Source organism: Pseudomonas sp. (genome assembly GCF_017744435.1).
In the GTDB taxonomy this organism is placed as follows: Bacteria; Pseudomonadota; Gammaproteobacteria; order Pseudomonadales; family Pseudomonadaceae; genus Aquipseudomonas.
The window spans coordinates 104,632-130,982 of the sequence record NZ_JAGIBG010000002.1 but is presented as its reverse complement, the minus strand read 5'-3'; the positions used below and the strand labels follow the sequence as shown (position 1 = coordinate 130,982).

Annotated in this window: 29 protein-coding genes; 18 read left to right on the top strand and 11 right to left on the bottom strand. The window is 60.6% G+C overall.

The features are described 5' to 3' along the window. Positions 1-236 precede the first annotated feature (236 nt). The 4 genes from J7573_RS02500 (at position 237) to J7573_RS02485 (ending at position 4,394) form a co-directional block, all read left to right on the top strand. Positions 237-1,265, top strand: a complete 1,029-nt coding sequence (locus tag J7573_RS02500) for an amino acid ABC transporter substrate-binding protein (protein ID WP_294325215.1) — start codon at positions 237-239, stop codon at positions 1,263-1,265. 67 nt (positions 1,266-1,332) lie between these two features. Continuing rightward, positions 1,333-2,511, top strand: coding sequence for an amino acid ABC transporter permease (locus J7573_RS02495; protein ID WP_294325213.1), 1,179 nt, complete (start codon positions 1,333-1,335; stop codon positions 2,509-2,511). 10 nt (positions 2,512-2,521) lie between these two features. Continuing rightward, the gene (locus J7573_RS02490) at positions 2,522-3,619 is read left to right on the top strand and encodes an amino acid ABC transporter permease (RefSeq protein WP_294325211.1); all 1,098 of its coding nucleotides are present in this window, start codon (positions 2,522-2,524) and stop codon (positions 3,617-3,619) included. Positions 3,620-3,629: 10 nt separating this feature from the next. After that, positions 3,630-4,394, top strand: a complete 765-nt coding sequence (locus tag J7573_RS02485; RefSeq protein ID WP_027918029.1) for an amino acid ABC transporter ATP-binding protein — start codon at positions 3,630-3,632, stop codon at positions 4,392-4,394. 36 nt (positions 4,395-4,430) lie between these two features. On the opposite strand, the gene algW is transcribed toward J7573_RS02485, so the two are convergent. Continuing rightward, positions 4,431-5,591, bottom strand: coding sequence for a Do family serine endopeptidase AlgW (algW, locus tag J7573_RS02480; protein WP_294325209.1), 1,161 nt, complete (start codon positions 5,589-5,591; stop codon positions 4,431-4,433). A 168-nt stretch (positions 5,592-5,759) separates the two neighbouring features. On the opposite strand from algW, the gene J7573_RS02475 reads away from it, so the two are divergent. The 3 genes from J7573_RS02475 (at position 5,760) to cysN (ending at position 9,593) form a co-directional block, all read left to right on the top strand. Then, positions 5,760-6,518 carry a Nif3-like dinuclear metal center hexameric protein gene (locus J7573_RS02475; protein WP_152954828.1) on the top strand — a complete coding sequence of 253 codons (759 nt, stop codon included), beginning with the start codon at positions 5,760-5,762 and terminating at the stop codon, positions 6,516-6,518. Between the two features lie 240 nt (positions 6,519-6,758). After that, positions 6,759-7,676, top strand: coding sequence for a sulfate adenylyltransferase subunit CysD (cysD, locus tag J7573_RS02470; RefSeq protein ID WP_003251799.1), 918 nt, complete (start codon positions 6,759-6,761; stop codon positions 7,674-7,676). Positions 7,677-7,691: 15 nt separating this feature from the next. Continuing rightward, positions 7,692-9,593, top strand: a complete 1,902-nt coding sequence (cysN, locus tag J7573_RS02465; RefSeq protein ID WP_294325176.1) for a sulfate adenylyltransferase subunit CysN — start codon at positions 7,692-7,694, stop codon at positions 9,591-9,593. A 115-nt stretch (positions 9,594-9,708) separates the two neighbouring features. Here the strand turns inward: cysN and J7573_RS02460 are convergent, their stop codons facing one another. The 4 genes from J7573_RS02460 to J7573_RS02445 form a co-directional block, all read right to left on the bottom strand. Beyond that, positions 9,709-9,891 carry a hypothetical protein gene (locus J7573_RS02460; protein WP_294325174.1) on the bottom strand — a complete coding sequence of 61 codons (183 nt, stop codon included), beginning with the start codon at positions 9,889-9,891 and terminating at the stop codon, positions 9,709-9,711. After that, complete coding sequence (locus J7573_RS02455) at positions 9,888-10,154, bottom strand: bacteriocin immunity protein (RefSeq protein ID WP_294325171.1); 267 nt, start codon at positions 10,152-10,154, stop codon at positions 9,888-9,890. Before J7573_RS02455 ends, J7573_RS02460 begins: the two co-directional genes overlap by 4 nt. After that, positions 10,148-10,549, bottom strand: a complete 402-nt coding sequence (locus tag J7573_RS02450) for an S-type pyocin (protein ID WP_363262949.1) — start codon at positions 10,547-10,549, stop codon at positions 10,148-10,150. Before J7573_RS02450 ends, J7573_RS02455 begins: the two co-directional genes overlap by 7 nt. A gap of 1,216 nt (positions 10,550-11,765) precedes the next feature. Then, positions 11,766-12,245, bottom strand: a complete 480-nt coding sequence (locus J7573_RS02445) for an Lrp/AsnC family transcriptional regulator (protein ID WP_054884646.1) — start codon at positions 12,243-12,245, stop codon at positions 11,766-11,768. A 127-nt stretch (positions 12,246-12,372) separates the two neighbouring features. Here J7573_RS02445 and J7573_RS02440 point away from each other — a divergent pair, with 127 nt between their 5' ends. Continuing rightward, a complete protein-coding gene (locus tag J7573_RS02440) occupies positions 12,373-13,569 on the top strand; it encodes a methionine gamma-lyase (protein WP_294325165.1) in 1,197 nt (398 codons plus the stop codon). Positions 13,570-13,730: 161 nt separating this feature from the next. Here the strand turns inward: J7573_RS02440 and J7573_RS02435 are convergent, their stop codons facing one another. Then, positions 13,731-14,168, bottom strand: coding sequence for a DUF1043 family protein (locus tag J7573_RS02435; protein ID WP_027918018.1), 438 nt, complete (start codon positions 14,166-14,168; stop codon positions 13,731-13,733). A gap of 135 nt (positions 14,169-14,303) precedes the next feature. Here J7573_RS02435 and J7573_RS02430 point away from each other — a divergent pair, with 135 nt between their 5' ends. The 3 genes from J7573_RS02430 to zapE all read left to right on the top strand — a co-directional run bounded on the left by J7573_RS02430 (position 14,304) and on the right by zapE (position 17,494). Then, a complete protein-coding gene (locus J7573_RS02430; protein WP_294325161.1) occupies positions 14,304-14,939 on the top strand; it encodes an alpha/beta fold hydrolase in 636 nt (211 codons plus the stop codon). 25 nt (positions 14,940-14,964) lie between these two features. Then, positions 14,965-16,314: a tryptophan--tRNA ligase gene (locus J7573_RS02425; RefSeq protein ID WP_294325159.1), complete on the top strand. Its 1,350-nt coding sequence runs from the start codon at positions 14,965-14,967 to the stop codon at positions 16,312-16,314. A gap of 85 nt (positions 16,315-16,399) precedes the next feature. Then, positions 16,400-17,494 (top strand): cell division protein ZapE, encoded by a 1,095-nt coding sequence (gene zapE, locus J7573_RS02420; RefSeq protein WP_103449208.1) that lies wholly within the window; start codon positions 16,400-16,402, stop codon positions 17,492-17,494. Positions 17,495-17,526: 32 nt separating this feature from the next. Here zapE and J7573_RS02415 read toward each other — a convergent pair whose 3' ends face one another. Next, on the bottom strand, positions 17,527-18,447 hold the full coding sequence (locus tag J7573_RS02415) for a GlxA family transcriptional regulator (protein ID WP_178083381.1): 921 nt from the start codon (positions 18,445-18,447) through the stop codon (positions 17,527-17,529). Positions 18,448-18,635: 188 nt separating this feature from the next. Continuing rightward, positions 18,636-19,676, bottom strand: coding sequence for an NADP(H)-dependent aldo-keto reductase (locus tag J7573_RS02410; RefSeq protein WP_294325155.1), 1,041 nt, complete (start codon positions 19,674-19,676; stop codon positions 18,636-18,638). Positions 19,677-19,934: 258 nt separating this feature from the next. Here J7573_RS02410 and rplM point away from each other — a divergent pair, with 258 nt between their 5' ends. From rplM to J7573_RS02375, 7 genes are all read left to right on the top strand, one after another. Then, positions 19,935-20,363 (top strand): 50S ribosomal protein L13, encoded by a 429-nt coding sequence (gene rplM / locus J7573_RS02405; RefSeq protein WP_003251819.1) that lies wholly within the window; start codon positions 19,935-19,937, stop codon positions 20,361-20,363. 14 nt (positions 20,364-20,377) lie between these two features. Then, complete coding sequence (rpsI, locus tag J7573_RS02400) at positions 20,378-20,770, top strand: 30S ribosomal protein S9 (protein WP_103449210.1); 393 nt, start codon at positions 20,378-20,380, stop codon at positions 20,768-20,770. Between the two features lie 264 nt (positions 20,771-21,034). Continuing rightward, positions 21,035-21,628 carry a ubiquinol-cytochrome c reductase iron-sulfur subunit gene (petA, locus tag J7573_RS02395; protein ID WP_016395498.1) on the top strand — a complete coding sequence of 198 codons (594 nt, stop codon included), beginning with the start codon at positions 21,035-21,037 and terminating at the stop codon, positions 21,626-21,628. After that, positions 21,628-22,839 carry a cytochrome bc complex cytochrome b subunit gene (locus J7573_RS02390; RefSeq protein ID WP_016395499.1) on the top strand — a complete coding sequence of 404 codons (1,212 nt, stop codon included), beginning with the start codon at positions 21,628-21,630 and terminating at the stop codon, positions 22,837-22,839. Before petA ends, J7573_RS02390 begins: the two co-directional genes overlap by 1 nt. Next, a complete protein-coding gene (locus tag J7573_RS02385) occupies positions 22,839-23,618 on the top strand; it encodes a cytochrome c1 (RefSeq protein WP_027918011.1) in 780 nt (259 codons plus the stop codon). Before J7573_RS02390 ends, J7573_RS02385 begins: the two co-directional genes overlap by 1 nt. A 117-nt stretch (positions 23,619-23,735) precedes the next feature. Then, positions 23,736-24,359, top strand: a complete 624-nt coding sequence (locus J7573_RS02380) for a glutathione S-transferase N-terminal domain-containing protein (protein ID WP_294325040.1) — start codon at positions 23,736-23,738, stop codon at positions 24,357-24,359. 10 nt (positions 24,360-24,369) lie between these two features. Continuing rightward, positions 24,370-24,801, top strand: a complete 432-nt coding sequence (locus J7573_RS02375) for a ClpXP protease specificity-enhancing factor (protein ID WP_294325037.1) — start codon at positions 24,370-24,372, stop codon at positions 24,799-24,801. Positions 24,802-24,852: 51 nt separating this feature from the next. Here the strand turns inward: J7573_RS02375 and J7573_RS02370 are convergent, their stop codons facing one another. The 3 genes from J7573_RS02370 to J7573_RS02360 form a co-directional block, all read right to left on the bottom strand. After that, positions 24,853-25,071, bottom strand: a complete 219-nt coding sequence (locus J7573_RS02370; protein WP_294325035.1) for a YgdI/YgdR family lipoprotein — start codon at positions 25,069-25,071, stop codon at positions 24,853-24,855. Between the two features lie 79 nt (positions 25,072-25,150). Beyond that, a complete protein-coding gene (locus J7573_RS02365) occupies positions 25,151-25,729 on the bottom strand; it encodes a BON domain-containing protein (RefSeq protein ID WP_085675072.1) in 579 nt (192 codons plus the stop codon). After that, a complete protein-coding gene (locus J7573_RS02360; protein ID WP_008097558.1) occupies positions 25,726-26,319 on the bottom strand; it encodes a phosphoheptose isomerase in 594 nt (197 codons plus the stop codon). Before J7573_RS02360 ends, J7573_RS02365 begins: the two co-directional genes overlap by 4 nt. Positions 26,320-26,351: the final 32 nt, after the last annotated feature.

Genomic DNA, 26,351 nt, shown 5'->3' with positions numbered 1-26,351 from the left:
TTCCCTACTTGACGATCGCTTAAACGCTACAGCCAACAAATCTGGTACGCGCTTTGCAATTCTTCATTCGATGCAAAGGGCAGGTCGTGACGGTAACACCCTTTGCACGCGAAGGCTGTCACAGAACAGCCCATTGCGCCAATTGACCCAAGAACAAGCCAACACGGGTCGGATACGCCTCATAAGGGTGCGGTGCAATTCCGGCTCATACAACAAGAGCGATTTGGAGGTTGTGAATGAAGATGTTGAAAACCACCCTGGCAGTCCTGACCGCTGCCGCTGCACTGGGCGCCGTGAGCACCGCCCAGGCCGGCGCCACCCTCGATGCGGTAAAGAAGAAGGGCTTCGTCCAGTGTGGCGTGAGCGACGGTCTTCCAGGCTTCTCGGTCCCTGATGCGCAGGGCAAGATCGTCGGTATCGACGCCGACGTCTGCCGCGCCGTGGCCGCCGCTGTGTTCGGCGACGCAAGCAAGGTCAAGTTCAGCCAGCTCAACGCCAAGGAACGCTTCACCGCCCTGCAGTCGGGCGAGGTCGACGTGCTGTCGCGCAACACCACCTGGACCAGCTCGCGCGATGCCGGCATGGGCCTGGTGTTCGCCGGTGTCACTTACTACGACGGCGTTGGCTTCCTGGTCAACAAGAAGCTCGGTGTTTCCAGCGCGAAGGAACTGGACGGCGCGACCATCTGCATCCAGGCCGGTACCACCACCGAACTGAACGTGTCGGACTTCTTCCGTGCCAATGGCCTGAAGTACACCCCGATCACCTTCGACACCTCCGACGAAAGCGCCAAGTCGCTGGAGTCCGGCCGTTGCGACGTGCTGACCTCGGACAAGTCTCAGCTATTCGCCCAGCGCTCCAAGCTGGCCGCGCCGACCGACTACGTGGTACTGCCGGAAACCATCTCCAAGGAACCGCTGGGCCCAGTGGTGCGTAAAGGCGACGAAGACTGGTTCAGCATCGTCAAGTGGACCCTGTTCGCCATGCTCAACGCCGAAGAGGCCGGCATCACCTCGAAGAACGTCGAGGCCGAGGCCAAGTCCACCAAGAACCCGGACGTCGCCCGCCTGCTGGGCGCGGACGGTGAATATGGCAAGGACCTCAAGCTGCCCAAAGACTGGGTAGTGCAGATCGTCAAGCAAGTCGGCAACTACGGCGAAGTGTTCGAGAAGAACCTGGGCCAGAGCACCGACCTGAAGATCGACCGTGGCATGAACGCCCTGTGGAACAACGGCGGCATCCAGTACGCGCCACCTGTGCGCTGATGGCTGCACCCTGCGGCGGCATCCCGCCGCCGCAGGTTGTTCGAATCCCTATTTTTCGGGGCACTTCATGCAAAATCAAATTGGCGCACCCAAGGGGCTGTCCCTGAACGACCCGCGTGTGCGCGCCTGGCTGTTCCAGATTCTCACGATAGTCTTCGTGGTGGGCCTGGGCTGGTATCTGTTCCACAACACCCAGACCAACCTGCAACACCGGGGCATTACCTCGGGTTTCGACTTTCTCGAGCGTAGCGCCGGTTTCGGCATCGCCCAGCACCTGATTCCCTACGTGGAGTCCGACAGCTATGCGCGGGTGTTCGTCATCGGCCTGCTCAATACCCTGCTGGTGACGTTCATTGGCGTGATCCTGGCGACGGTCCTCGGCTTCATCATCGGCGTGGCGCGGCTGTCGCCAAACTGGATGATCAGCAAGCTGGCGACTGTGTACGTGGAAACCTTCCGCAACATCCCGCCGCTGCTGCAGATCCTGTTCTGGTACTTCGCGGTGTTCCTGACCCTGCCGGGGCCAAGGGGCAGCATCAACATCAATGACACCTTCTTCATCAGCAACCGTGGCCTGAACATGCCCGGCGCCTCGATGGCCGATGGCTTCTGGCCGTTCGTGCTCGCCGTGGTGCTGGCACTGGTGGCGATCGTGGCGATGGTGCGCTACGCCAACAAGCGTTTCGACGAAACCGGCGAGCCGTTCCACAAGTTCTGGGTGGGGCTGGCGCTGCTCATCGCCATTCCAGGCGCCTGCGCGCTGCTGTTCGGCAGCCCGGTGCACTGGGAAGTGCCGCAGCTCAAGGGCTTCAACTTCGTCGGCGGCTGGGTGTTGATCCCTGAGCTGCTGGCGCTGACCCTGGCATTGACCATCTACACGGCGGCCTTCATTGCCGAGATCGTGCGTTCGGGCATTCGTTCGGTGAGCCACGGCCAGACCGAGGCGGCCCACTCGCTCGGCCTGCGCGATGGCCCGACGCTGCGCAAGGTGATCATCCCCCAGGCACTGCGGGTGATCATTCCGCCGCTGACCAGCCAATACCTGAACCTGGCGAAGAACTCGTCGCTGGCGGCCGGTATCGGCTACCCGGAGATGGTCTCGCTGTTCGCCGGTACCGTGCTCAACCAGACCGGCCAGGCCATCGAGGTGATCGCCATCACCATGAGTGTCTATCTCGCCATCAGCATCAGCATTTCGCTGCTGATGAACTGGTACAACAAGCGCATCGCGCTGATCGAGCGGTGAGGATACGCCCGTGAATGCCCATGTTTTCAAACCCGACATGCCGCCACCGGTGAAAACCGTCGGCGTGCTCGCATGGATGCGTGCAAACCTGTTCTCCAGCTGGCTCAACACCTTGCTGACCCTGTTCGCCGTGTACCTGGTGTGGCTGATCGTGCCACCGCTGGTGCAGTGGGCGTTCATCGACGCCAACTGGGTCGGCACCACCCGTGCCGACTGCACCAAAGAGGGCGCCTGCTGGGTGTTCGTGCAGCAGCGCTTCGGCCAGTTCATGTACGGCTACTACCCGGTCGAGCTGCGCTGGCGCGTGGACCTCACCGTGTGGCTGGCTGTGCTTGGCGCGGCGCCGCTGTTCATCAAGCGCTTCCCGCGCAAGGCCTTCTACGGCCTGGGCTTCCTGGTGCTGTACCCGGTCCTCGCCTACACCTTGCTGCACGGCGGCGTACTGGGCCTGAGCAACGTCGCCACCAGCCAGTGGGGCGGCCTGATGCTGACCCTGGTGATCGCCACCGTGGGGATCGTCGGCGCCTTGCCGCTGGGTATTCTGCTGGCCCTTGGGCGGCGCTCGAAGATGCCGGCGGTGAAGGTGGTCTGCGTGACCTTCATCGAGTTCTGGCGTGGCGTGCCGCTGATCACCGTGCTGTTCATGTCGTCGGTGATGCTGCCGTTGTTCCTGCCGGAAGGCATGAGCTTCGACAAGCTGCTGCGGGCGATGATCGGGGTGATCCTGTTCCAGTCGGCGTACGTCGCCGAGGTGGTCCGCGGCGGTCTGCAGGCCATCCCCAAGGGCCAGTACGAAGCCGCCGCGGCCATGGGCCTGGGCTACTGGCGCGCGATGGGCCTGGTGATCCTGCCGCAGGCGCTCAAGCTGGTGATCCCCGGCATCGTCAATACCTTCATCGCCCTGTTCAAGGACACCAGCCTGGTGATCATCATCGGCCTGTTCGACCTGCTCAACAGCGTCAAGCAAGCCGCTGCCGACCCGGCCTGGCTGGGCATGGCCACCGAGGGCTATGTGTTCGCCGCCCTGGTGTTCTGGATTTTCTGTTTCGGTATGTCCCGCTACTCCATGCACCTGGAGCGCAAGCTGGACACTGGCCACAAGCGTTAGGAGTTTCGAAATGAGTGAAGCGATCAAGCAGCCTGCCGGCCCCGAAGGCATCATCCAGATGCAGGGCGTGAACAAGTGGTACGGCCAGTTCCATGTGCTCAAGGACATCAACCTGAACGTGCGCCAGGGCGAGCGCATCGTCCTGTGTGGCCCGTCCGGTTCCGGCAAGTCGACCACCATCCGCTGCCTCAACCGCCTGGAAGAGCACCAGCAGGGCCGCATCGTGGTCGATGGCGTGGAACTGACCAACGACCTCAAGCAGATCGAGGCGATCCGCCGCGAGGTGGGCATGGTGTTCCAGCACTTCAACCTGTTCCCGCACCTGAGCATTCTGGAAAACTGCACCCTGGCACCGATGTGGGTGCGCAAGATGCCCCGGCGCAAGGCCGAGGAAATCGCCATGCACTACCTGGAGCGGGTGCGTATTCCGGAGCAGGCCCACAAGTTCCCGGGGCAGCTGTCGGGTGGCCAGCAGCAGCGCGTGGCGATTGCCCGGGCGCTGTGCATGAAGCCGAAGATCATGCTGTTCGACGAACCGACCTCGGCGCTGGACCCGGAAATGGTCAAGGAAGTGCTCGACACCATGGTCGGCCTGGCCGAGGACGGCATGACCATGCTTTGCGTGACCCACGAAATGGGCTTTGCCCGCACCGTGGCGAACCGGGTGATCTTCATGGACAAGGGGGAGATCGTCGAGCAGGCGGCGCCGGATGACTTCTTCGATCGCCCGCGCAGTGACCGGACCAAGCTGTTCCTTAGCCAGATCCTGCACTGATGCTATTGGGGCTGCAAAGCAGCCCCAATTTAAACCTTAATTATCTTCCGGGTTGGCAGCAGGCGCCGGTGGTGGGCGCAGCCCCACCTCGGCAATCAGCTTCAGCTGCTGACCATTGCGCATCACCTCGATGGTGATCTTGTCGGTCGGCTTTATCCGCGCCACCTGGTTCATCGACTTGCGCCCGTCACCTGCCGGTTCGCCGTTGATGCTCAGGATCACGTCACCCAGCTGCAACCCGGCCTTCTGCGCCGGGCCGTCGCGGAAGATGCCGGCTACCACGATGCCTGGGCGGCCCTGCATGCCGAACGATTCAGCCAGTTCCTGGCTCAACGGTTGCACCTCGATGCCCAGCCAGCCGCGAATCACCTGGCCGTGTTCGACGATCGATTTCATCACTTCCAGCGCCAGCTTGATCGGAATGGCGAAGCCGATGCCCTGGGAACCACCGGACTTGGAGAAGATCGCGGTGTTGATGCCGACCAGGTTGCCATTGGCGTCGACCAGCGCACCACCGGAGTTGCCCGGGTTGATCGCCGCGTCGGTCTGGATGAAATCTTCGTAGTTGTTCAGGCCCAGCTGGTTGCGGCCGGTGGCACTGATGATGCCCATGGTCACGGTCTGGCCAACGCCGAACGGGTTGCCGATGGCCAGCACCACATCGCCGATGTGGATGTTGTCGGAGCGGCCGATGGTGATGGCTGGCAGGTTCTTCAGGTCGATCTTCAACACCGCCAGGTCGGTTTCCGGGTCGCTGCCGATCACCCGCGCCAGGGTTTCCCGGCCGTCCTTCAGGGCCACGACGATCTGGTCGGCGCCGCTGGTGACGTGGTTGTTGGTCAGCAGATAGCCCTCGGGGCTCATGATCACCGCCGAGCCCAAGCTCGACTCCCAACGGCGCTGCTTGGGCAGGTTGTCACCGAAGAAGCGGCGGAACTGCGGGTCTTCGAAGAGCGGGTGCGCGGTCTTGTTCACCACTTTGGTGGTGTACAGGTTGACCACGGCCGGGGCGGCGAGGGTCACGGCGTCGGCGTAGGACACCGGGCCCTGCATGATCCGCGTGGTTTGCGGGGCTTGCTGCAGGTTGACGTCCTGGCTGGGCAGACCGACCCATTCCGGGTAGCGCTGGATGATCAGTACGGCGATCAGAATACCGGTGAGCAGGGGCCAGCCAAAGTAACGCAAAGCCTTGAACATGAACGAGTCCTGGAAAGAGCGGGGGCCGGTGGCCGCGCAGTGGGGCATGAGCGCGCGCGATCATACACCGGTTCCCCCGATGCCGGCGACGGCCCATAATGGCCGGCATTATACGGGCGTTCTGCAGGCGTTGCGCCCGAGAAGAACGCAGATTTCGAGGAGATTTTCATGGCCGTCGCACTCAACACCCTGGTCGAGGAAGCCGAACGCTACCTGGGCAGCGCGAAGATCCAGGATTACTGCCCCAATGGCCTGCAGGTCGAGGGCCGGCCGCAGGTCAGCCGCATCGTCAGCGGCGTCACCGCCAGCCAGGCCTTGCTGGATGCCGCAGTCGAGGCCGAGGCCGACCTGATCCTGGTGCACCATGGTTACTTCTGGAAAGGCGAGAACCCGTGCGTTACCGGGATCCGTCAGCGCCGCCTGAAGACCTTGCTCAAGCACGACATCAGCCTGCTGGCGTTTCATCTGCCGCTGGATGTTCACCCTGAAGTTGGCAACAACGTGCAGCTGGCGCGGCAGCTGGATATCACCGTCGAAGGGCCACTGGACCCGGAAAACCCCAAGGTGGTCGGGCTGGTCGGCTCGCTGGCCGAGCCTGTGACTGCACGTGACTTCGCCCGGCGGGTGCAGGAAGTGCTCGGGCGTGAGCCGTTGCTGGTCGAGGGCGACCAGATGATCCGCCGGGTCGGCTGGTGCACCGGGGGCGGGCAGGGCTACATCGATACGGCGATTGCGGCGGGGGTGGACTTGTACCTCACTGGCGAGGCGTCCGAACAGACCTATCACAGTGCCCGGGAGAACGGGGTCAGCTTCGTTGCCGCGGGGCACCATGCCACCGAGCGGTATGGGGTGCAGGCGCTGGGCGATTACCTGGCGCGGCGCTTCGCCCTGGAGCACCTGTTCATCGATTGCCCGAATCCCATCTGACATCGGTGTCGCCTGCTTCGCGGGTAAACCCGCTCCCACAGGGATCGCACCGAGCCTGTGGGAGCGGGTTTACCCGCGAAAGGGCCGGGCCTGCCAGCCCAAACCCCCAGTCATATCGTTAGACTTTTTCGATCTAGCCCGCCTCCTAAATAGAAGCAGCCGCTGTGATAAAGTGGCTCGCTCGAACACGGCCCGCAGGCCGTCCATAAGATCGTTTTTCGTGTTTTTTCGTGAGTAGCCATGGTCGACAAACTGACGCACTTGAAACAGCTGGAGGCGGAGAGCATCCACATCATCCGCGAGGTGGCCGCCGAGTTCGATAACCCGGTGATGCTGTACTCGATCGGCAAGGATTCCGCCGTGATGCTGCACCTGGCGCGCAAGGCTTTCTTCCCGGGCAAGCTGCCGTTCCCGGTGATGCACGTCGACACCCAGTGGAAATTCCAGGAGATGTACAGCTTCCGCGACAAGATGGTCGAGGAAATGGGCCTGGAGCTGATCACCCATGTCAACCCCGAGGGTGTGGCGCAGGGTATCAACCCGTTCACCCATGGCAGCTCCAAGCACACCGACATCATGAAGACCCAGGGCCTCAAGCAGGCGCTGGACAAGCATGGTTTCGACGCCGCCTTCGGTGGCGCGCGCCGCGACGAAGAGAAGTCGCGGGCCAAGGAGCGCGTGTACTCGTTCCGTGACAGCAAGCACCGCTGGGACCCGAAGAACCAGCGCCCGGAGCTGTGGAACGTGTACAACGGCAAGGTCAACAAGGGCGAGTCGATCCGCGTGTTCCCGCTGTCGAACTGGACCGAGCTGGACATCTGGCAGTACATCTACCTCGAAGGCATCCCGATCGTGCCGCTGTACTTCGCCGCCGAGCGTGAAGTGATCGAGAAGAACGGCACCCTGATCATGATCGACGACGAGCGCATCCTCGAGCACCTGTCCGAGGAAGAGAAGGCGCGCATCGTCAAGAAGAAGGTGCGTTTCCGTACCCTCGGCTGCTACCCGCTGACGGGCGCTGTCGAGTCGGAAGCCGAGACCCTGACGGACATCATTCAGGAAATGCTCCTGACCCGTACGTCCGAACGCCAGGGCCGTGTCATCGATCACGATGGCGCCGGTTCCATGGAAGACAAGAAACGCCAAGGCTACTTCTAATTTCAGGGTTACTCCATGTCGCACCAATCTGATCTGATCAGCGAGGACATCCTCGCCTACCTGGCCCAGCACGAGCGCAAGGAACTGCTGCGCTTCCTGACCTGCGGCAACGTCGACGATGGCAAGAGCACCCTGATCGGGCGCCTGCTGCACGACTCGAAGATGATCTACGAGGACCACCTCGAGGCCATCACCCGTGATTCGAAGAAAGTCGGCACCACCGGCGAAGAAGTCGACCTGGCGCTGCTGGTCGACGGCCTGCAGGCCGAGCGCGAGCAGGGCATCACCATCGATGTCGCCTACCGCTACTTCTCCACCGCCAAGCGCAAGTTCATCATCGCCGACACCCCGGGCCACGAGCAGTACACCCGCAACATGGCCACCGGCGCGTCCACCTGCGACCTGGCGATCATCCTGGTCGATGCCCGCTACGGTGTGCAGACCCAGACCCGTCGCCACAGCTACATCGCATCCTTGCTGGGCATCAAGCACATCGTGGTCGCGGTCAACAAGATGGACCTCAAAGGCTTCGATGAAGGCGTGTTCGAGTCGATCAAGGCCGACTACCTGAAGTTCGCCGATGCCATCAACCTGAAGCCGAGCAGCCTGCACTTCGTGCCGATGTCGGCGCTCAAGGGCGACAACGTGGTCAACCACAGCGAGCAGTCGCCGTGGTACGCCGGCCCGACGTTGATGGAAATCCTTGAAACCGTCGAGGTTGCGGCTGACCGCAACTTCACCGACCTGCGCTTCCCGGTGCAGTACGTCAACCGTCCGAACCTGAACTTCCGCGGCTTCGCCGGCACCCTCGCCAGCGGCGTGGTGCACAAGGGTGACGAAGTGGTGGTGCTGCCGTCGGGCAAGAGCAGCCGGGTCAAGTCCATCGTCACCTTCGAAGGTGAGCTGGAGAACGCCGGCCCAGGCCAGGCCGTGACCCTGACCATGGAAGACGAGATCGACATCTCCCGTGGCGACCTGCTGGTGCACGCCGATAACGTGCCGCCAGTCACTGACCAGTTCGACGCGATGCTGGTGTGGATGGCCGAGGAGCCGATGCTCCCGGGCAAGAAATACGACATCAAGCGCGCCACCAGCTATGTGCCGGGCTCGATTGCCAGCATCACCCACAAGGTCGATGTGAACACCCTGGAGCAGGGCGCTGCCAGCGCGCTGCAACTGAACGAGATTGGCCGCGTCAAGGTTGCCCTGGACGCCTCGATCGCCCTGGACGGTTACGACAGCAACCGCACCACCGGCGCGTTCATCGTCATCGACCGCCTGACCAACGGCACCGTCGGCGCCGGCATGATCATCGCGCCGCCAGTCCTGCCGCACGGCAGCACCGGCCAGCATGGCAAGCAGGCGCACGTGGCCACCGAAGAGCGCGCCCTGCGCTTCGGCCAGCAGCCTGCAACCGTGCTGTTCAGCGGCCTGTCCGGCGCTGGCAAGAGCACCCTGGCCTACGCCGTCGAGCGCAAGCTGTTCGACATGGGCCGTGCGGTGTACGTGCTCGATGGCCAGAACCTGCGCCACGACCTGAACAAGGGCCTGCCACAGGACCGCGCCGGCCGTACCGAGAACTGGCGTCGCGCCGCCCATGTGGCGCGCCAGTTCAACGAAGCCGGCCTGCTGACCCTGGCTGCGTTCGTCGCCCCGGATGCCGAAGGCCGCGAACAGGCCAAGGCACTGATCGGCAAGGAGCGCCTGGTGACCGTTTACGTTCAGGCCTCGCCGCTGGCGTGCCGCGAGCGTGACCCGCAGGGCCTGTATGCAGCTGGTGGCGACAACATCCCGGGTGAAAGCTTCCCGTTCGATGTGCCGCTGGATGCCGACCTGGTGATCGATACCCAGAACACCAGCGTTGATGAAGGCGTGAAGCAGGTGCTGGATGTGCTGCGTCAGCGTGGCGCGATCTAAGTATTGATGCTTGTGAAAAACCCCGCTTCGGCGGGGTTTTTTGTTTTGGATTTAATTTTGCAAACCCATTGGCATGCGCCGATATCAAGCATTACTAAACAGTGTTCTGAGCTATCTAACCCTTCTTGTCCTCGATGGACTTGTAGTGCCGGTCATAATCACTATGGCGTTCGCATCCTTGTTTGTAAGGATCCATGTCGCAGGCGAATTTCTGCTCCTGCAGATTAGGCAGAATGAGGATCCTGCCGTCGGCGCAACCGGATAGAAGCAGCATCAATACCCATACAGACTTGTTCATTGCACGTCCTTGAACAGGGGAAGTCCCTTTGATTTTCGCCAGGCGATGATGCGTGCGATCACGCCCACTGCACAGCCCTCCATTTCGTTTGCCGGGTAATAGAGGAGGTCGGAGCCGTCCGGGTGTTCGGCCATGTCGATAAAGTGCTCCAATAATTGGTCCTGCCAGGCTGAAGTTCCAGTTGCCTGGAGCAGTTCCTCGACCACGCCCCGAAATTCTGCGCAGGTGTAGTCGGCGAGGCTGTGCTTTTGACTGATCACCATTCCGCCTCCGAAGACAGCGCGTACTGCAGGGCACTCATGATTCTCAGGTTTTCAGCGTCGTACATCGCACCGCCCAGGGTGGGTGGGTCGAGGTGGCAGATCTGATAGTTGCGCACGCCTTTGGCGGTTTCACTGAAGGGCGCGCGGGGTGGCCAGCCTTGCTTGATGCGGTTGAGTTGCGAGGTAACGAATTGTTGGGAGTAGACCGGATCCTCGGCTATGGCCAGCCAGAAGGCTTGGGAGAAATCGTCGAAGTTACGGTAAGTTTGATTTTCCAGGTTCTTTGCGATGTGGTTGGGTAGCGGGAATGCCATGTCAGTGTTTATCTCTTGTTTGATGGTGAGCTCATCATTTCGGTGGTTGAGTGGGGGGTATTCGAGGTGCTTAAACCGCAAGGCGGCTTCTACTTACGTTTAGGATAATCCATGTTGGGTTAATTATTTGCTGTAGCATGACCCTGCTCAATTGGATCTGGGAGCATGCTGATTTGCTCTTCGGTTTACATGTGTGCCATAGCTTCAGGTCGTTGGTTTCTTGATCCAGCGACGGTGCTCTTGATAATCCATCTGGCGTTCGCAGCCCTGTTTGTAAGGGTCCATGTCGCACTGAAATTTCATTTCTTGCCTGTTGGGAAGTAGTAGAGGCATCTCGCCTGTGCATCCGGATAATATGAGTGTAACGGCTGCTAGTAGCTGTTTCATACAGTGCTCGAGTTTATGTGTGGCAACGTCATTTTTGGGGCGTTGTTTGGTGTGTTTGATGTTGTTATGCCTGTCGGTTAGACTCTTGTAATGTCTTGGGAATTATGGCTAATTTTGCAATGCGAAATGTGATAGTTGTGCGTGGGTGTATTCTATTTTTGTTGTAAGAATTTTTTCTCATGATTGAAGTGGGAATTTTTTCTGGGTGCTACTATGGATTGCATTTGTAGATGATGAGTGCGTACCACTAATTGAGTGGTAGCTGCCATCTATCTGAATAGGACTTTTGTCATGGGAAAAAGCAAGTATAAACAGATTCAATATCAGCCTTTTCAAGGGTCTGGAGGGGTATTGCTTCCTCCCAACCAAGCCATGCGGGCGGGGCATTTCATAAAATCTGATAACGGAAGGTTCGTACTTCGTCTTAGAAGCGATGGTAATCTGGTTTTGGAGGATGCTGGTTCGGTAGTTTGGGTCGCTGACCATACGCAGCCATACAGTTCTACGTTCCGTAATCGCTCTCGTGAACCACTTCAGTTTGTCGTGAGTAATTCAGGGTTTTTGTATGATCCATCACGAGATAGGATATGGTCCGCTCAGAGCACGGAGACGCTGGATAGGTCATATTGGGAAAATAATTACCTGAAGGTTACCGATACCGGAAATATTCTAATTTTTGATGGCCGCAATGGGGAGGTTCGATGGGCGCGACATGGTTATGCGCCAGGACGACTGCCTCGCAAACCTAAAATATATCCTCATGTTTACCCTCCCATTCCTGATCCGCTCATTGAAATCCCTCATGATTACCCATAAAGTTATAGCGGTGAATTAGGTCTTGCCGATCTCCAAACTGCATGCTTTGCTCTGATTTTAGTGGTTCGGAGATCGTTATTTATGGTGTGGCTTTTCAGATGTGTATTTCTGATACCGGAATGACTCGTTTTTCCTTGACCGCCTTATAGGAAAAACTAGAATAAATCTCCTTCACCCCCGGCAACCGCTGCAGCACTTCCCGAGTAAATTCCCCAAACGACTCCAAGTCCCTCGCCAGAATCTCCAGCAGAAAGTCATACCGTCCAGAAATGTTGTGGCAAGCGACAATCTCGGGAATCTCCATCAGCCTTTGCTCGAACGCCAAAGCCATATCCTTGGTATGCGAATCCATCATGATGCTGACAAACGCCGTCACCCCAAACCCCAGCGACTTGGGCGACAAGATGGCCTGGTAACCAGTGATATAACCGTTGTCCTCCAGCAGCTTGACCCGTCGCCAGCAGGGCGAGGTGGTCAGCGCAACCTGATCGGCGAGTTCGGAGATGGTAAGGCGGGCATTGTCCTGCAAGGCCGCGAGCAGGGCGCGGTCGGTACGGTCGAGGCTTGAAGGCATGATTTGCCCTCCTGGTGTTGTATTTGTTGTTTTCTTTCCAAAACAGGCGCGAATGCGTGGGTCATTTTGGAAAAATTCAGACAGCTCGGTGGCATAAGCTTATAACAAACCACCAGAGGCTGTTGCCATGCGCGACTCCCATAACAACACCGGTTTTTCCACCCGCGCCATCCATCATGGCTACGACCCGCTTTCCCACGGCGGCGCCCTGGTGCCACCGGTTTACCAGACCGCAACCTATGCCTTCCCCAGCGTTGAATACGGCGCAGCGTGCTTTGCCGGGGAGGAGGGCGGGCACTTCTACAGCCGTATCTCCAACCCGACCCTGGAGTTGCTGGAGCAGCGCATGGCGTCCCTCGAAGGGGGCGAGGCAGGCCTGGCGCTGGCGTCTGGCATGGGGGCCATCACCTCGACGCTATGGACGCTGCTGCGCCCCGGCGACGAGCTGATTGTCGGGCGCACGGTGTATGGCTGCACCTTCGCCTACATGCACCATGGCATCGGCGAGTTCGGGGTGAAGGTGCGCCATGTCGATCTCAATGACACCAAGGCTTTGAAGGCTGCGATCAACGCTAAAACTCGCATGATCTACTTCGAAACCCCGGCCAACCCGAACATGCAGCTGGTCGATATCGCGGCAGTGGCCGAAGCAGCGCGGGGGCATGACCTGCATATCGTGGTCGACAACACTTATTGCACGCCCTACCTGCAGCGGCCACTGGAGCTGGGGGCCGATCTGGTGGTGCACTCGGCGACCAAGTACCTCAGTGGCCACGGTGATATCACGGCCGGGCTGGTGATCGGGCGCAAGGCGCTGGTGGACCGGATTCGCCTTGAGGGCCTCAAGGACATGACGGGCGCAGTGCTGTCACCGCACGATGCGTCACTGTTGATGCGTGGCATCAAGACACTCGCGTTGCGCATGGACCGTCACTGCGCGAACGCCCAGCAGGTTGCCGATTTTCTTGCACGCCAGCCTCAGGTGGAACTGATTCAGTATCCGGGGTTGCCATCGTTTGCCCAATACGAACTGGCGCAGCGGCAGATGCGCCTGCCGGGCGGGATGATTGCTTTCGAGCTCAAGGGCGGGATCGAGGCCGGGCGGCGCTTCATGAATGCGCTGCAACTGTTTGCCCGGGCGGTGAGCCTGGGCGATGCCGAATCGCTGGCGCAGCATCCGGCGAGCATGACCCATTCCAGCTATACGCCCGAAGAGCGGGCGCATCACGGCATTTCCGAGGGGTTGGTGCGGTTGTCGGTGGGGCTGGAGGATGTGGAGGATTTACTGGCGGATGTCGAGCAGGCTTTGAAGGCTTGTAGCTAGATTGTCTCTCGGGCCTCTTCGCGGGCACGCCCGCTCCCACAGAGATCGCACAGCCTCAAAACCTGCGCCGTCCCTGTGGGAGCGGGTTTACCCGCGAAGAGGCCAGTGAATCCGGCGCATAAAAAAAAGGCCTCTCGCGAGGCCTTGTTCATTTCAGCGGTTCAGCGCTTGAGCCCGTAGCTCTCGTCGAGCATGCCCGGCGAGTTCGGCGACTTCGGTGCATAGTCACGTGGCACTTCGGCGGTGTCCTTCGGCGGGGTCAGGCGGTCACGCGGACCCTGGGTGCCCTCGGAGTGCAGTGCGGCCAGCAGACGCTGGCGGGTCAGCTCGTCGAGCGCCAGGTGGTTGGCGCCATCAGCCAGGTGATCCTGCACGTCCTGGTAGCTCTGGGTCAGCTTCTTGACCAGTACCGCAGTGCTGTTGAAGTGGGTAACCACCTGGTTCTGGTAGCTGTCGAAGCGCTGCTGGATATCATCCAGCTGACGCTGGGTGCTGCTGGGCGCCGCGTTGGGCAGCAGGCGGGCCACGATGAAACCGACCGCCACACCGATGACCAGGGCCAGGGTTGGCAACAACCAAACAAGGAGCGAGAGTTCCACGAGTCCTTCCTCTATAAACGGCTTTGCTTTACGTTAACGGCTCAGACCTGCGCTGTATACCGCGAGCGATCGCAAATCAGAACAGAATTCCTCACCTAGACGAAACGACCCCCTTCGAGGTCACGGAGTAGTGCCTTGCTTGTCCGCGAAACCCCCTTGTTCATCGACGGCCCGATCGGCCAGCTGGAAGCCTTGTACCTGGACGTGGCCGATGCCCGCGGTGCGGTGCTGATCTGCCACCCCAACCCGGTCCAGGGCGGCACCATGCTCAACAAGGTGGTCTCGACCCTGCAGCGCACCGCCCGCGACGCCGGCTACGTGACCTTGCGCTTCAACTACCGCGGTGTCGGCCAGAGCGCCGGCAGCCATGACATGGGCGCTGGCGAAGTGGCCGATGCCGAGGCCGCCGCCGTGTGGCTGCGTGCGAAGCACCCTGAGCTGCCGCTGGTGCTGATGGGCTTCTCGTTCGGCGGCTTCGTCGCCACCAGCCTGGCCGGGCGCCTGGAAGCGCAAGGCGTGGCGCTGCAGCAGCTGTTCATGATCGCGCCTGCAGTGATGCGCCTGACCGCCGACTTCCCGCTGCCGCAGCGCTGCCCGATCACCGTGGTGCAGCCGGACGCCGACGAAGTCGTCGATCCGCAGCTGGTATACGAATGGTCCGACGCACTGGGGCGCCCCCATGAGCTGCTGAAAGTGGCAGAATGCGGACACTTCTTCCATGGCAAGCTGACCGATCTGAAGGATCTGCTGCTGCCGCGCCTTTCGAACTGAGCCAAGCCTGAATAAGCGAACACCCATGACCACGCGCATCCTCACCGGTATCACCACCACCGGCACCCCGCACCTGGGCAACTACGCCGGCGCCATTCGCCCGGCGATCGTCGCCAGCCAGCAGCCGGGTGTCGACTCGTTCTACTTCCTGGCCGACTACCACGCCCTGATCAAGTGCGACGACCCGCTGCGCATCCAGCGCTCGCGCCTGGAAATCGCCGCCACCTGGCTGGCCGGTGGCCTGGACCCGGCGAAGGTGACCTTCTATCGTCAGTCCGATATCCCCGAGATCCCCGAGCTGACCTGGCTGCTGACCTGCGTCGCCGCCAAGGGCCTGCTCAACCGCGCCCACGCCTACAAGGCCTCGGTGGACAAGAACCTGGAAACCGGCGAAGACCCGGACGCTGGCGTGACCATGGGCCTGTACAGCTACCCGGTGCTGATGGCCGCGGACATCCTGATGTTCAACGCCAACAAGGTGCCGGTCGGCCGTGACCAGATCCAGCACGTGGAAATGGCCCGCGACATCGGCCAGCGCTTCAATCACCTGTTTGGCCAGGGCAGTGACTTCTTCGCCCTGCCGGAAGCGGTGATCGAGGAAAGCGTGGCGACCCTGCCTGGCCTGGACGGTCGCAAGATGTCCAAGAGCTACGACAACACCATCCCGCTGTTCACCAGCGCCAAGGACATGAAAGACGCCATTTCGCGCATCGTCACCGACTCGCGTGCGCCAGGCGAAGCCAAGGATCCGGACAATTCTCACCTGTTCACCCTGTTCCAGGCATTCTCGACGCCGTCGCAGTGCGCCGAATTCCGCGAAGAGCTGCTGCAGGGCCTGGGCTGGGGCGAAGCCAAGCAGCGCCTGTTCCAGCTGCTCGACGGCCAGCTGGCCGAGAAGCGCGAGCACTACCACCAGCTGATCTCGCGTCCGGCAGACCTGGAGGACATCCTCCTCGCCGGCGCCGCCAAGGCCCGCAAGACCGCCACGCCGTTCCTCGAGCAGCTGCGTGAGGCCGTTGGCCTGCGCTCGTTCCGCAGCAGCGTGCAGGCCAGCACCGAGGTGAAGAAGAAAGCCGCCAAGAGCGCGCGCTTCGTCAGCTTCCGTGACGAAGACGGCAGCTTCCGCTTCCGCCTGCTGGCCGCCGATGGCGAGCAACTGCTGCTGTCGCGCAGCTTCGCCGACGGCAAGAGCGCCGGTGCGGTGAGCAAGCAGCTGCAGCAAGGTGGTGACGCTGACGTGCGCGTTGACGGCCTGGGCTTCAGCCTGTGGCTGAACGACGAGCAGGTTGCCGACGGGCCGCAGTTCGATAGCGCCGAAGCCCGTGATTCGGCCATCGAAAGCCTGCGTGTAGCGCTTCAGCCGCAACAAGACTGAGGCATATTGACGCAAGTCTGATTGCCATTAAGCGGGCCTGTCGCTACAGTGACGGCCCGTTTTTTGTTGCCTCGCTAACGAAATCATGACGCCCCTAGAACGATATCAAGCAGATCTGAAACGTCCCGACTTCTTCCATGACGCGGCGCAGGAAACTGCGGTACGTCACCTGCAGCGCCTGTACGACGACCTGGTGCACGCGCAGAACAACAAGCCGGGCGTGTTCGGCAAGCTGTTCGGCAAGAAGGAGCAGACGCCAGTCAAAGGCCTGTACTTCTGGGGTGGGGTAGGGCGCGGCAAGACCTATCTGGTCGACACTTTCTATGAAGCGCTGCCGTTCAAGCAGAAGATGCGCACGCACTTCCACCGCTTCATGAAGCGCGTCCACGAGGAAATGAAAACCCTCAAGGGCGAGAAGAACCCGCTGACCCTCATCGCCAAGCGCTTCAGCGAAGAAGCCAAGGTGATCTGCTTCGACGAATTCTTCGTTTCCGACATTACCGATGCCATGATTCTCGGTACCTTGATGGAAGAGCTGTTCAAGAACGGCGTCTCGCTGGTGGCGACCTCCAACATCGTCCCTGACGGCTTGTACAAGGACGGCCTGCAGCGCGCGCGCTTCCTGCCGGCCATCGCCATGATCAAGCAGTACACCGACGTGGTGAACGTCGACAGCGGCGTCGACTACCGCCTGCGTCACCTGGAACAGGCCGAACTGTTCCACTTCCCGCTCAACGACGCGGCGCACCAGAGCATGCGTGCCAGCTTCAAGGCGCTGACGCCCGAGTGCACCCAGGCCGTCGAGAACGACGTGCTGATGATCGAAAATCGCCCGATCAATGCCCTGCGTACCTGCGACGACGTCGCCTGGTTCGACTTCCGCGCCCTGTGCGACGGGCCGCGCAGCCAGAACGACTACATCGAGCTGGGCAAGATCTTCCACGCCGTGTTGCTGAGCAATGTGGAGCAGATGGGCGTCACCACCGACGACATCGCCCGCCGTTTCATCAACATGGTGGACGAGTTCTACGACCGCAACGTCAAACTGATCATCTCGGCCGAGGTGGAGCTGAAGGACCTGTACACCGGCGGGCGCCTGAGTTTCGAGTTCCAGCGGACCCTCAGCCGGTTGCTGGAAATGCAGTCGCACGAATTCCTGTCGCGGGCGCACAAGCCATAAGATCCTGGGGCTGCAAAGCAGCCCCATTGGCCTCAAGCCTCTTGCATGAACTGCTGCCGATACTGGTTCGGCGACAACTCCGTGTGCTGGCGGAACAACCTCGCAAAGAAGCTCGCATCGTCATAGCCGACCTCATAACTGATGGTCTTGATGCTCTTGCGCGTGCTCGACAGCAGCCCCTTGGCCGTCTCGATACGTAACCGTTGCAGGTAGTGTAGCGGTTTGTCACCGGTAGCCCCCTGGAAACGGCGCATGAAGTTGCGAATGCTCATGCCATGGTTGCGGGCGACATCCTCGAAGCGGAACTTGTCGGCGAAGTGTTCCTCCAGCCAATGCTGGATCTGCAGGATGATCAGGTCCTGGTGCAGCTTCTGCCCGCCAAAGCCCATGCGCCCCGGGGTGTAGTTGCGCTGCACTTCGTAGAGGATGTCGCGGGCCACGGCACGCGCCACATTGGCGCCACAGAAGCGCTCGATCAGGTAGATATACAGGTCACAGGCTGAAGTGGTGCCACCGGCGCAGTACAGGTTGTCGGCGTCGGTCAGGTGCTTGTCCTGATTCAGGCGGATCTTCGGGTAGCGCTCGGCGAAGCTGTTGAAGAAGCGCCAGTAGGTGGTCGCCTCCTTGCCGTCGAGCAGGCCGGACTCGGCCAGCCAGAATACACCGCTGGCTTCGGCACACAGCACGGCGCCACGGGCGTGCTGTTCGCGCAGCCATGGCAGCACCTGTGGATAACGTTGCTGGAGGTTGTCGAAATCTTCCCAGAAGGCCGGGAGGATGATCACGTCGGCATCGTCAAGGCCACCATCGACCGGCAACTGCACATTGCTGAAGCTGTCCACCGGCTGGCCGTCGGGGCTCACCAGGCGAATCTCGAACATGGGCTGCAAGCCCAGGCCCAGCTGCTTGCTGTAGCGCAAGCTGGCGAGGTGGAAGAAATCCTTGGCCTGCATCAGGGTCGAAGCGAACACCTTGTCAATGGCCAGGATGCTGACGCGCCGCAACGACGCGGAGGGTTGGGTAAACATCATTGTCATTGTTCTTATAGGGTAGAGTGGTCAATCACCGGCTGGATCGTCTTATTTTTTGGCGATTGTGTCTACCCCGTGTCGCAGAGGGGCCGCAAAGCGGCCCATGCTGTTCAAGGCGCCGGGTTCGGCTGCTCCTGATGGATTGCCTCGATTGCCGCGAGCAGTTCGTCGTTGAGGTTCAGTTGCAGGCTGTCGAGGTTGCTCTGCAGCTGTACCAGGTCGGTTGCACCAATGATGTTGCTGGTCACGAACGGCTGTCGGGTCACGAACGCGAGGGCCATCTGGGCCGGGTCCAGGCCATGGGCCTGGGCCAGCTGCACATAACGGCTGCAGGCCGCCACGGTCTGCGGGTTGGAATAGCGGGCGAAGCGGCTGAACAGGGTCAGGCGGCCTTTTTCTGGCCGGGCACCATTCTCGTACTTGCCCGAGAGCATGCCGAAGGCCAGTGGCGAGTAGGCCAGCAGGCCGCATTGCTCGCGGATCGCCACTTCTGCCAGGCCCACTTCGAAGCTTCGGTTGAGCAGGTTGTAGGGGTTCTGGATCGACACCGCCCGCGGCCAGCCACGGCTGTCGGCCAGTTGCAGGAACTTCATGGTGCCCCATGGGGTTTCGTTGGACAAACCGATGTGGCGGATCTTGCCGGCACGCACCTGCTCGTCGAGCACCTCGAGGGTTTCTTCCAGCGGGGTGAACAGGTCGTTGGCCAGGTGCTGGTAACCGAGCTTGCCGAAGAAGTTGGTGCTGCGCTCCGGCCAGTGCAACTGATAGAGGTCGATGCGGTCGGTCTGCAGGCGCTTGAGGCTCTCGTCCAGCGCGGCGACGATGTGCTGGCGGTTGTGCTTGAGCTGGCCGTCGCGGATGTGGCTGATGCCGTTGCCGGGGCCGGCGACCTTGCTGGCCAGGACCCAGTCATCGCGATCGCCGTTGGCACGGAACCAGTTGCCAATGATGCGCTCGGTGGCGGCATAGGTTTCCGGGCGTGGCGGCACCGGGTACATCTCGGCGGTGTCGATGAAGTTGATGCCGCTGGCCTTGGCCAGGGCAATCTGCTCGAAGGCCTCGTCCTGGGTGTTCTGCTCGCCCCAGGTCATGGTGCCCAGGCACAGGGCACTGACGTCGAGGTCGGTACGGCCGAGCTTGCGGTATTCCATCGGGAAAACACTCCTTGGCAAAAGAAGCCCATCAAAGCAGGTTGAAATTTTTCGCGCAATCTGGATAATTCTGCCCCTCTCCGTGTGGCGGAAGTGATGCACCACCACGCAGGAAGAACCCCGTCGAACATTGGCGTGCCCGACCCGAGCCCCCAAAAGCGTCAGCGTTCGGCTGCGCGCTTGCCCTTGGCAAGCTGTGCACTATCCAGTAAGATTCGCCGTCTATTTTTCGCTGGGCGGCCTCTGAGGCTTTAGAGAATGAAAACTTTTACTGCTAAACCGGAAACAGTAAAGCGCGAGTGGTTCGTAGTTGACGCCGCTGGCCAGACCCTGGGTCGTCTGGCTACCGAAATCGCTACCCGTCTGCGTGGCAAACACAAACCAGAATACACCCCTCACGTTGACACCGGCGACTACATCGTCGTCATCAACGCTGAACAGGTTCGTGTGACTGGTGCCAAGTCTTCCGACAAAATGTACTACTCCCACTCCGGTTTCCCAGGCGGCATCAAGGAAATCAACTTCGAGAAGTTGATCGCCAAGGCCCCTGAGCGTGTTATCGAAACCGCGGTCAAGGGCATGCTGCCTAAGAACCCGCTGGGTCGCGACATGTACCGTAAGCTGAAAGTGTACGCGGGTGCTGCTCACCCACACACTGCTCAGCAGCCTCAAGAACTGAAGATCTAACGGGAAAGTTCATTATGTCGGCGACTCAAAATTACGGCACTGGCCGTCGCAAGACCGCAACCGCTCGCGTTTTCCTGCGTCCGGGTACTGGTAACATTTCCATCAACAACCGTTCTCTGGACGTGTTCTTCGGTCGCGAAACCGCTCGCATGGTTGTTCGTCAGCCGCTCGAGCTGACCGAGTCCACTGAGAAGTTCGACATCTACGTCACCGTTTCCGGTGGTGGTGTCAGCGGTCAGGCCGGTGCGATCCGTCACGGTATCACCCGCGCTCTGATGGAATACGACGAAACCCTGCGTGGCGCTCTGCGTCGTGCTGGCTACGTCACCCGCGACGCTCGTGAAGTCGAGCGTAAGAAAGTGGGTCTGCGTAAAGCGCGTAAGCGTCCTCAGTACTCCAAGCGTTAATACCGCTTCGGCAGTCGAAAAAAGCCCGGTTCCTTGGAACCGGGCTTTTTTTTGTGCTTGAACTAACCTGTCAGCATGTCGGTGACCACTTGTCGCATAGACGCAGATCAAGCAAAGCGCGGGTTATAGCTCCTTGTGGGGGTAATCACCTTGTCACTGTGTGGATTTGTTTCTTACCATGGCGGCCAAATTTTAGTGCCACAGACACAACCTAAGTACAGGCCAGGTCCAACTGGCCAAGCAAAGCTGATGGGAGAGGACTGAATGAGCAATGACGGCGTCAACGCAGGCCGGCGCCGCTTCCTCGTAGCCGCGACATCCGTGGTCGGGGCAGCGGGGGCAGTGGGGGCTGCGGTACCGTTCGTGGGGTCATGGTTTCCCAGTGCCAAGGCGAAGGCGGCCGGCGCACCGGTGAAGGTCAATATTGCCAAGGTCGAGCCAGGGCAGCAGATGGTTGCTGAATGGCGTGGCCAGCCGGTGTTCATCGTCCGGCGAACGCAGGAGATCCTTGGCAACCTGAAAAAGATCGAAGGTGACCTCTCCGACCCTCAATCGAAGAGCTCGGTGCAGCCGACCTATGTCGACCCCGAGGTTCGCTCGATCAAGCCAGAAATCCTCATTCTCGTCGGCCTCTGCACGCACCTGGGCTGCTCGCCGACCTTCCGCCCGGAAGTCGCGCCCGCAGACCTCGGGCCGAAGTGGGTCGGTGGTTATTTCTGCCCTTGCCACGGCTCCCACTACGACCTGGCCGGTCGTGTCTACAAGTCGCAGCCGGCGCCTCTCAACCTGCCAGTGCCGCCGCATTCTTATGAGTCGGACGACATCGTCGTCATCGGCGTCGACCAGGAGAAAGCATGATGAGCAAGTTCATGGACTGGATTGACGCTCGCTTCCCCGCCACCAAGATGTGGGAAGACCACCTGAGCAAGTATTACGCGCCCAAGAACTTCAACTTCCTGTATTTCTTCGGCTCGCTGGCACTGCTGGTGCTGGTCAACCAGATCGTCACTGGCGTGTGGCTGACCATGAGTTTCACGCCCTCGGCGGAAGAGGCCTTCGCCTCGGTCGAATACATCATGCGGGACGTCGAGTACGGCTGGATCCTGCGCTACCTGCACTCCACCGGCGCTTCGGCGTTCTTCATCGTGGTCTACCTGCACATGTTCCGCGGCCTGCTCTACGGCTCCTACCAGAAGCCCCGCGAGCTGGTGTGGCTGTTCGGCATGCTGATCTACCTGGCGCTGATGGCTGAAGCCTTCATGGGCTATCTGCTGCCGTGGGGGCAGATGTCGTACTGGGGTGCCCAGGTGATCATCTCGCTGTTTGGCGCCATCCCGGTGATCGGTGGTGACCTGACCCAGTGGATTCGTGGTGACTACCTGATCTCGGGCATCACCCTGAACCGCTTCTTCGCCTTGCACGTGGTGGCCCTGCCGATCGTGATTCTCGGCCTGGTGGTGCTGCACATCCTGGCCCTGCACGAAGTGGGTTCGAACAACCCCGATGGTGTGGACATCAAGAAGAAAAAGGACGAAAACGGCATTCCGCTCGACGGCATTCCGTTCCACCCGTACTACACCGTCAAGGATATCGTCGGTGTGGTGGTGTTCCTCTTCGTGTTCTGCGCCGTGGTGTTCTTCTTCCCGGAAATGGGTGGTTACTTCCTGGAAAAACCCAACTTCGAGCAGGCGAACGCGTTCAAGACGCCCGAGCATATCGCGCCTGTGTGGTACTTCACGCCGTTCTACGCGATCCTGCGGGCGGTGCCTGACAAGCTCATGGGGGTAATCGCCATGGGCGCCGCGATCGCCGTGCTGTTCGTGCTGCCCTGGCTCGACCGCAGCCCGGTGCGCTCCATGCGCTACAAGGGCTGGATCAGCAAGGTCTTCCTGCTGGTGTTCTGCATTGCCTTCGTCATCCTCGGCATCCTCGGCGTACTGGCGCCTACACCTGGGCGTACCTTGCTGTCGCAGGTGTGCACAGTGCTGTACTTCGCCTACTTCCTGCTGATGCCGTTCTACACAAGGCTCGAGAAGACCAAACCGGTTCCGGAAAGGGTGACTGGCTGATGAAAAAGTTGATTGCAGTATTTTTGCTGGCAGTGATGCCTGCCTTTTCCTTCGCTGCCGAACACGGCCTGGAGCTGGACAAGGTCGATATCGACCTGACCGACAAGGCGGCCATGCAGGACGGTGCGCGCACCTTCGCCAACTATTGCATGGGTTGCCACAGCGCCAAGTTCCAGCGTTACGAGCGGGTTGCCGATGACCTTGGCATTCCTCATGAGTTGATGCTCGAGAAGCTGGTGTTCACCGGTGCCAAGATCGGCGACCACATGCAGATCGGCATGCAGCCCAGTGACGCCAAGACCTGGTTCGGCGCCGCGCCGCCCGACCTGACCCTGGTCGCCCGGGTGCGGGGTACCGACTGGTTGTACACCTACCTGCGCAGCTTCTATGAAGACAAGTCGCGCCCGTACGGGGTCAACAACAAGGTGTTCCCGAACGTCGGCATGCCCAACGTGCTGGTCGGCCTGCAGGGTAACCAGGTGGTTGGCTGCAAGCAGGTGCAGATGGTGGTCGACGGCAAGAAGCAATTCGACCCATTGACGGGCAGCCCGCTGACCCATGAAGCCTGTGACCAGCTGACCATTACGCCGAATTCCGGTACCCTGAACACCGAGCAGTTCGACGAGAAGGTCAAGAACCTGGTGACCTTCCTGGCCTATTCGGCCAACCCGGTCAAACTGGAAAGCCAGCGCATCGGTACCTACGTGTTGCTGTACCTGGCTTTCTTCTTCGTATTTGCCTACTTGCTCAAGCGCGAATACTGGAAGGACGTGCATTGATCACGCAGTAATTTCTGGTAGTTGAACGCGCCCGCGGGGCCCTGGCACATGTGCCAGGGCCCCGCGGGCGCGTTTTCATTTAGAGTTTTACAAGCATCCCCTGCGAGGAGGCGCTACATGGGCGCAACCAACCGGTTAGCCTGTTATTCCGACCCTGCTGACCATTATTCTCATCGGGTACGCCTCGTGCTCGCCGAGAAGGGCGTCAGCGTGCAGGTCATCGACGTCGACCCTGCGCGGCTGCCAGCCAAGCTGGCAGAGGTGAACCCTTACGGCAGCGTGCCGACCCTGGTCGATCGTGACCTGGCGTTGTATGAGTCGACCGTGGTGATGGAATACCTCGAGGAGCGTTATCCACATCCGCCGCTGATGCCGGTGTACCCGGTCGCGCGTGGCAACAGCCGTCTGCTGATGCACCGCATTCAGCGTGACTGGTGCGCCCTGGCGGATACCATTCTCGACCCGCGCAGCGCTGAGGCTGCCCGTACCGAGGCGCGCAAGGCGCTGCGCGAAAGCCTGACCGGCGTCTCGCCGTTGTTCGCCGAGTTTGCTTGCTTCATGAGTGAGGAGCAAAGTCTGGTCGACTGTTGTCTATTGCCCATATTATGGCGTTTGCCGGTAATGGGTATCGAATTGCCGCGGCAGGCCAAGCCGCTGCTGGATTACATGGAGAGACAGTTCGCCCGCGAGCCCTTCCAGGCGAGCCTGTCCTCTGTTGAACGTGAAATGCGCAAGCTTTAAGGAGCCGTTGATGAACTCCAGTCGCCCCTACCTGGTTCGAGCACTGTACGAGTGGATCGTCGACAACGATTGCACCCCCCATATGCTGGTCAATGCCGAATTCCCGGCGGTCCAGGTGCCACAAGGTTTTGCCAGTGATGGCCAGATTGTCCTGAACATTTCGCCGAGTGCCGTGCGCAACCTGCACATGGACAACGACGCGGTGAGTTTCGAGGGGCGCTTCAGTGGCGTTGCCCATTCGTTGTTCGTGCCAGCGGGCGCCATCCTGGGTATCTATGCCCGGGAGAACGGTCAGGGCATGGTCTTCGAGCTGGAGCCGCCGCTGATGGAGGATGATGAGCTGGAAGACGATAGTGTCGAGCCGGATGACGATGGCCCGCCGGAAGGGGGTGGCCAGCCACCGCGCCCAAGCGGCCGACCCAGTCTGAAGGTGGTCAAGTAACAAAAAAGGCGATCCGTATGGGTCGCCTTTTTCTTTGCCGCTAAGCGGTGCTTACAGGTCGCTGATGGTGCGGACCTGATCCCGGTTGATGCGGGTGCGCTTGCCGTCGAGCTGCTGGAATTCGTAGAAGCCCGAGTCCTTGTCGAAGTGCGGGGCGTCGACCGCCTGGATTTCGCGGCCGTCGTTGAGGGTGATCAGGCTTGGGGTGGAGCAGCCGGCCAGGGTGGCGAAGGCGCCGAGCAGCAGGGCGGGCAGCAGAAGCTTTTTCATGCGGTATTTCCTGGAAATTGAACAGGTGAGGCAAGCTGCCGCCGATGCCAGCCAATGGCTGGTAACGGCGGCAACTGAATCAGTCGATGTACTCGAACAGCTTGACGATCTTCTGCACGCCAGACACGCCCTGAACTACGGCAGTGGCAGAGTTGGCTTCTTGCTGAGTCACCAGGCCCAGCAGGTAGACGATGCCGTTTTCGGTGATCACCTTGATGCGCGAGCTGGGCACGGCATTGTCGGTGAGCATCTGGGTCTTGATCTTGGTGGTCAGCCAGGCGTCGTTGTTGCGCGCCAGGATCGAAGACGGCTGCATCACCTGCAGCTCGTTGTGCACCTTCTTCACCCGTTGGACCTGGCTGGCAGTCTGTTCGGCCAGGCTCTTGAGGTCGGCGCGCGGGGTTTGCCCGGCGAGCAGGACGATGCCGTTGTAGCTGCTGACGACGATGTGCGAGCTCTTGTCCAGGTCAGGGCTGGCCTTGGCAATGTTGACCGAAGCCTTGGTTTCGATCAGTGAGTCGTCGATCTTGCTGCCGATGGTGCGGGTGCCACGATCATCCTCGATCGGCGAGTTGCGGGTCGAGGTCAGTACCGAGCTGCAGCCGGTGACGCTCAGGCACAGGGTCAGGGCCATCAGGCCGAGGCGTATGGGGGTCATTCTTCACTCCCGAACAGTTGGCTGTCGATCAGATCGCACAGGCAGTGGATCGCCAGCAGGTGGACTTCCTGGATACGTGCGGTGACCGTCGACGGTACGCGGATTTCCACGTCTTCGGGCAGCAGCAGCGAAGCCATGCCGCCGCCGTCACGTCCGGTCAATGCTACGACAATCATTTCGCGATCATGTGCGGCCTGGATCGCTTGAATCACGTTGGCAGAGTTGCCGCTGGTCGAAATCGCCAGCAGTACGTCGCCGGGTTGGCCCAGGGCGCGGATCTGCTTGGAGAAGATTTCGTTGTAGCTGTAGTCGTTGGCGATCGAGGTCAGTGTCGAGCTGTCGGTGGTCAGGGCGATGGCCGGCAGGCTCGGGCGCTCACGCTCGAAACGGTTGAGCAACTCCGAAGAGAAGTGCTGGGCATCGCCGGCCGAGCCGCCATTGCCGCAGGCGAGCATCTTGCCCTCGTTGAGCAGCGCATTGACCATGACCAGGCTGGCCTGCTCGATGTGCGGTGCCAGGATGTCCATTGCCTGTTGCTTGGTGTCGATGCTGGCCTGGAACAGCCGGCGAATTCGGGATTGCATGTCCATCTGGTGACCTTAAGTGGGGCGGTGGCCTTTGC

Excerpts from the sequence above, each read along its gene's own strand:
- J7573_RS02500 (WP_294325215.1), top strand. The coding sequence starts at position 237 with ATGAAGATGTTGAAAACCACCCTGGCAGTCCTGACCGCTGCCGCTGCA.
- J7573_RS02495 (WP_294325213.1), top strand. The coding sequence starts at position 1,333 with ATGCAAAATCAAATTGGCGCACCCAAGGGGCTGTCCCTGAACGACCCG.
- J7573_RS02485 (WP_027918029.1), top strand. The coding sequence starts at position 3,630 with ATGAGTGAAGCGATCAAGCAGCCTGCCGGCCCCGAAGGCATCATCCAG.
- algW (WP_294325209.1), bottom strand. The coding sequence starts at position 5,591 with ATGTTCAAGGCTTTGCGTTACTTTGGCTGGCCCCTGCTCACCGGTATT.
- J7573_RS02475 (WP_152954828.1), top strand. The coding sequence starts at position 5,760 with ATGGCCGTCGCACTCAACACCCTGGTCGAGGAAGCCGAACGCTACCTG.
- cysD (WP_003251799.1), top strand. The coding sequence starts at position 6,759 with ATGGTCGACAAACTGACGCACTTGAAACAGCTGGAGGCGGAGAGCATC.
- cysN (WP_294325176.1), top strand. The coding sequence starts at position 7,692 with ATGTCGCACCAATCTGATCTGATCAGCGAGGACATCCTCGCCTACCTG.
- J7573_RS02460 (WP_294325174.1), bottom strand. The coding sequence starts at position 9,891 with ATGAACAAGTCTGTATGGGTATTGATGCTGCTTCTATCCGGTTGCGCC.
- J7573_RS02455 (WP_294325171.1), bottom strand. The coding sequence starts at position 10,154 with ATGGTGATCAGTCAAAAGCACAGCCTCGCCGACTACACCTGCGCAGAA.
- J7573_RS02445 (WP_054884646.1), bottom strand. The coding sequence starts at position 12,245 with ATGCCTTCAAGCCTCGACCGTACCGACCGCGCCCTGCTCGCGGCCTTG.
- J7573_RS02440 (WP_294325165.1), top strand. The coding sequence starts at position 12,373 with ATGCGCGACTCCCATAACAACACCGGTTTTTCCACCCGCGCCATCCAT.
- J7573_RS02425 (WP_294325159.1), top strand. The coding sequence starts at position 14,965 with ATGACCACGCGCATCCTCACCGGTATCACCACCACCGGCACCCCGCAC.
- zapE (WP_103449208.1), top strand. The coding sequence starts at position 16,400 with ATGACGCCCCTAGAACGATATCAAGCAGATCTGAAACGTCCCGACTTC.
- J7573_RS02415 (WP_178083381.1), bottom strand. The coding sequence starts at position 18,447 with ATGCAGGCCAAGGATTTCTTCCACCTCGCCAGCTTGCGCTACAGCAAG.
- J7573_RS02410 (WP_294325155.1), bottom strand. The coding sequence starts at position 19,676 with ATGGAATACCGCAAGCTCGGCCGTACCGACCTCGACGTCAGTGCCCTG.
- rplM (WP_003251819.1), top strand. The coding sequence starts at position 19,935 with ATGAAAACTTTTACTGCTAAACCGGAAACAGTAAAGCGCGAGTGGTTC.
- rpsI (WP_103449210.1), top strand. The coding sequence starts at position 20,378 with ATGTCGGCGACTCAAAATTACGGCACTGGCCGTCGCAAGACCGCAACC.
- petA (WP_016395498.1), top strand. The coding sequence starts at position 21,035 with ATGAGCAATGACGGCGTCAACGCAGGCCGGCGCCGCTTCCTCGTAGCC.
- J7573_RS02390 (WP_016395499.1), top strand. The coding sequence starts at position 21,628 with ATGAGCAAGTTCATGGACTGGATTGACGCTCGCTTCCCCGCCACCAAG.
- J7573_RS02385 (WP_027918011.1), top strand. The coding sequence starts at position 22,839 with ATGAAAAAGTTGATTGCAGTATTTTTGCTGGCAGTGATGCCTGCCTTT.
- J7573_RS02380 (WP_294325040.1), top strand. The coding sequence starts at position 23,736 with ATGGGCGCAACCAACCGGTTAGCCTGTTATTCCGACCCTGCTGACCAT.
- J7573_RS02375 (WP_294325037.1), top strand. The coding sequence starts at position 24,370 with ATGAACTCCAGTCGCCCCTACCTGGTTCGAGCACTGTACGAGTGGATC.
- J7573_RS02370 (WP_294325035.1), bottom strand. The coding sequence starts at position 25,071 with ATGAAAAAGCTTCTGCTGCCCGCCCTGCTGCTCGGCGCCTTCGCCACC.
- J7573_RS02365 (WP_085675072.1), bottom strand. The coding sequence starts at position 25,729 with ATGACCCCCATACGCCTCGGCCTGATGGCCCTGACCCTGTGCCTGAGC.
- J7573_RS02360 (WP_008097558.1), bottom strand. The coding sequence starts at position 26,319 with ATGGACATGCAATCCCGAATTCGCCGGCTGTTCCAGGCCAGCATCGAC.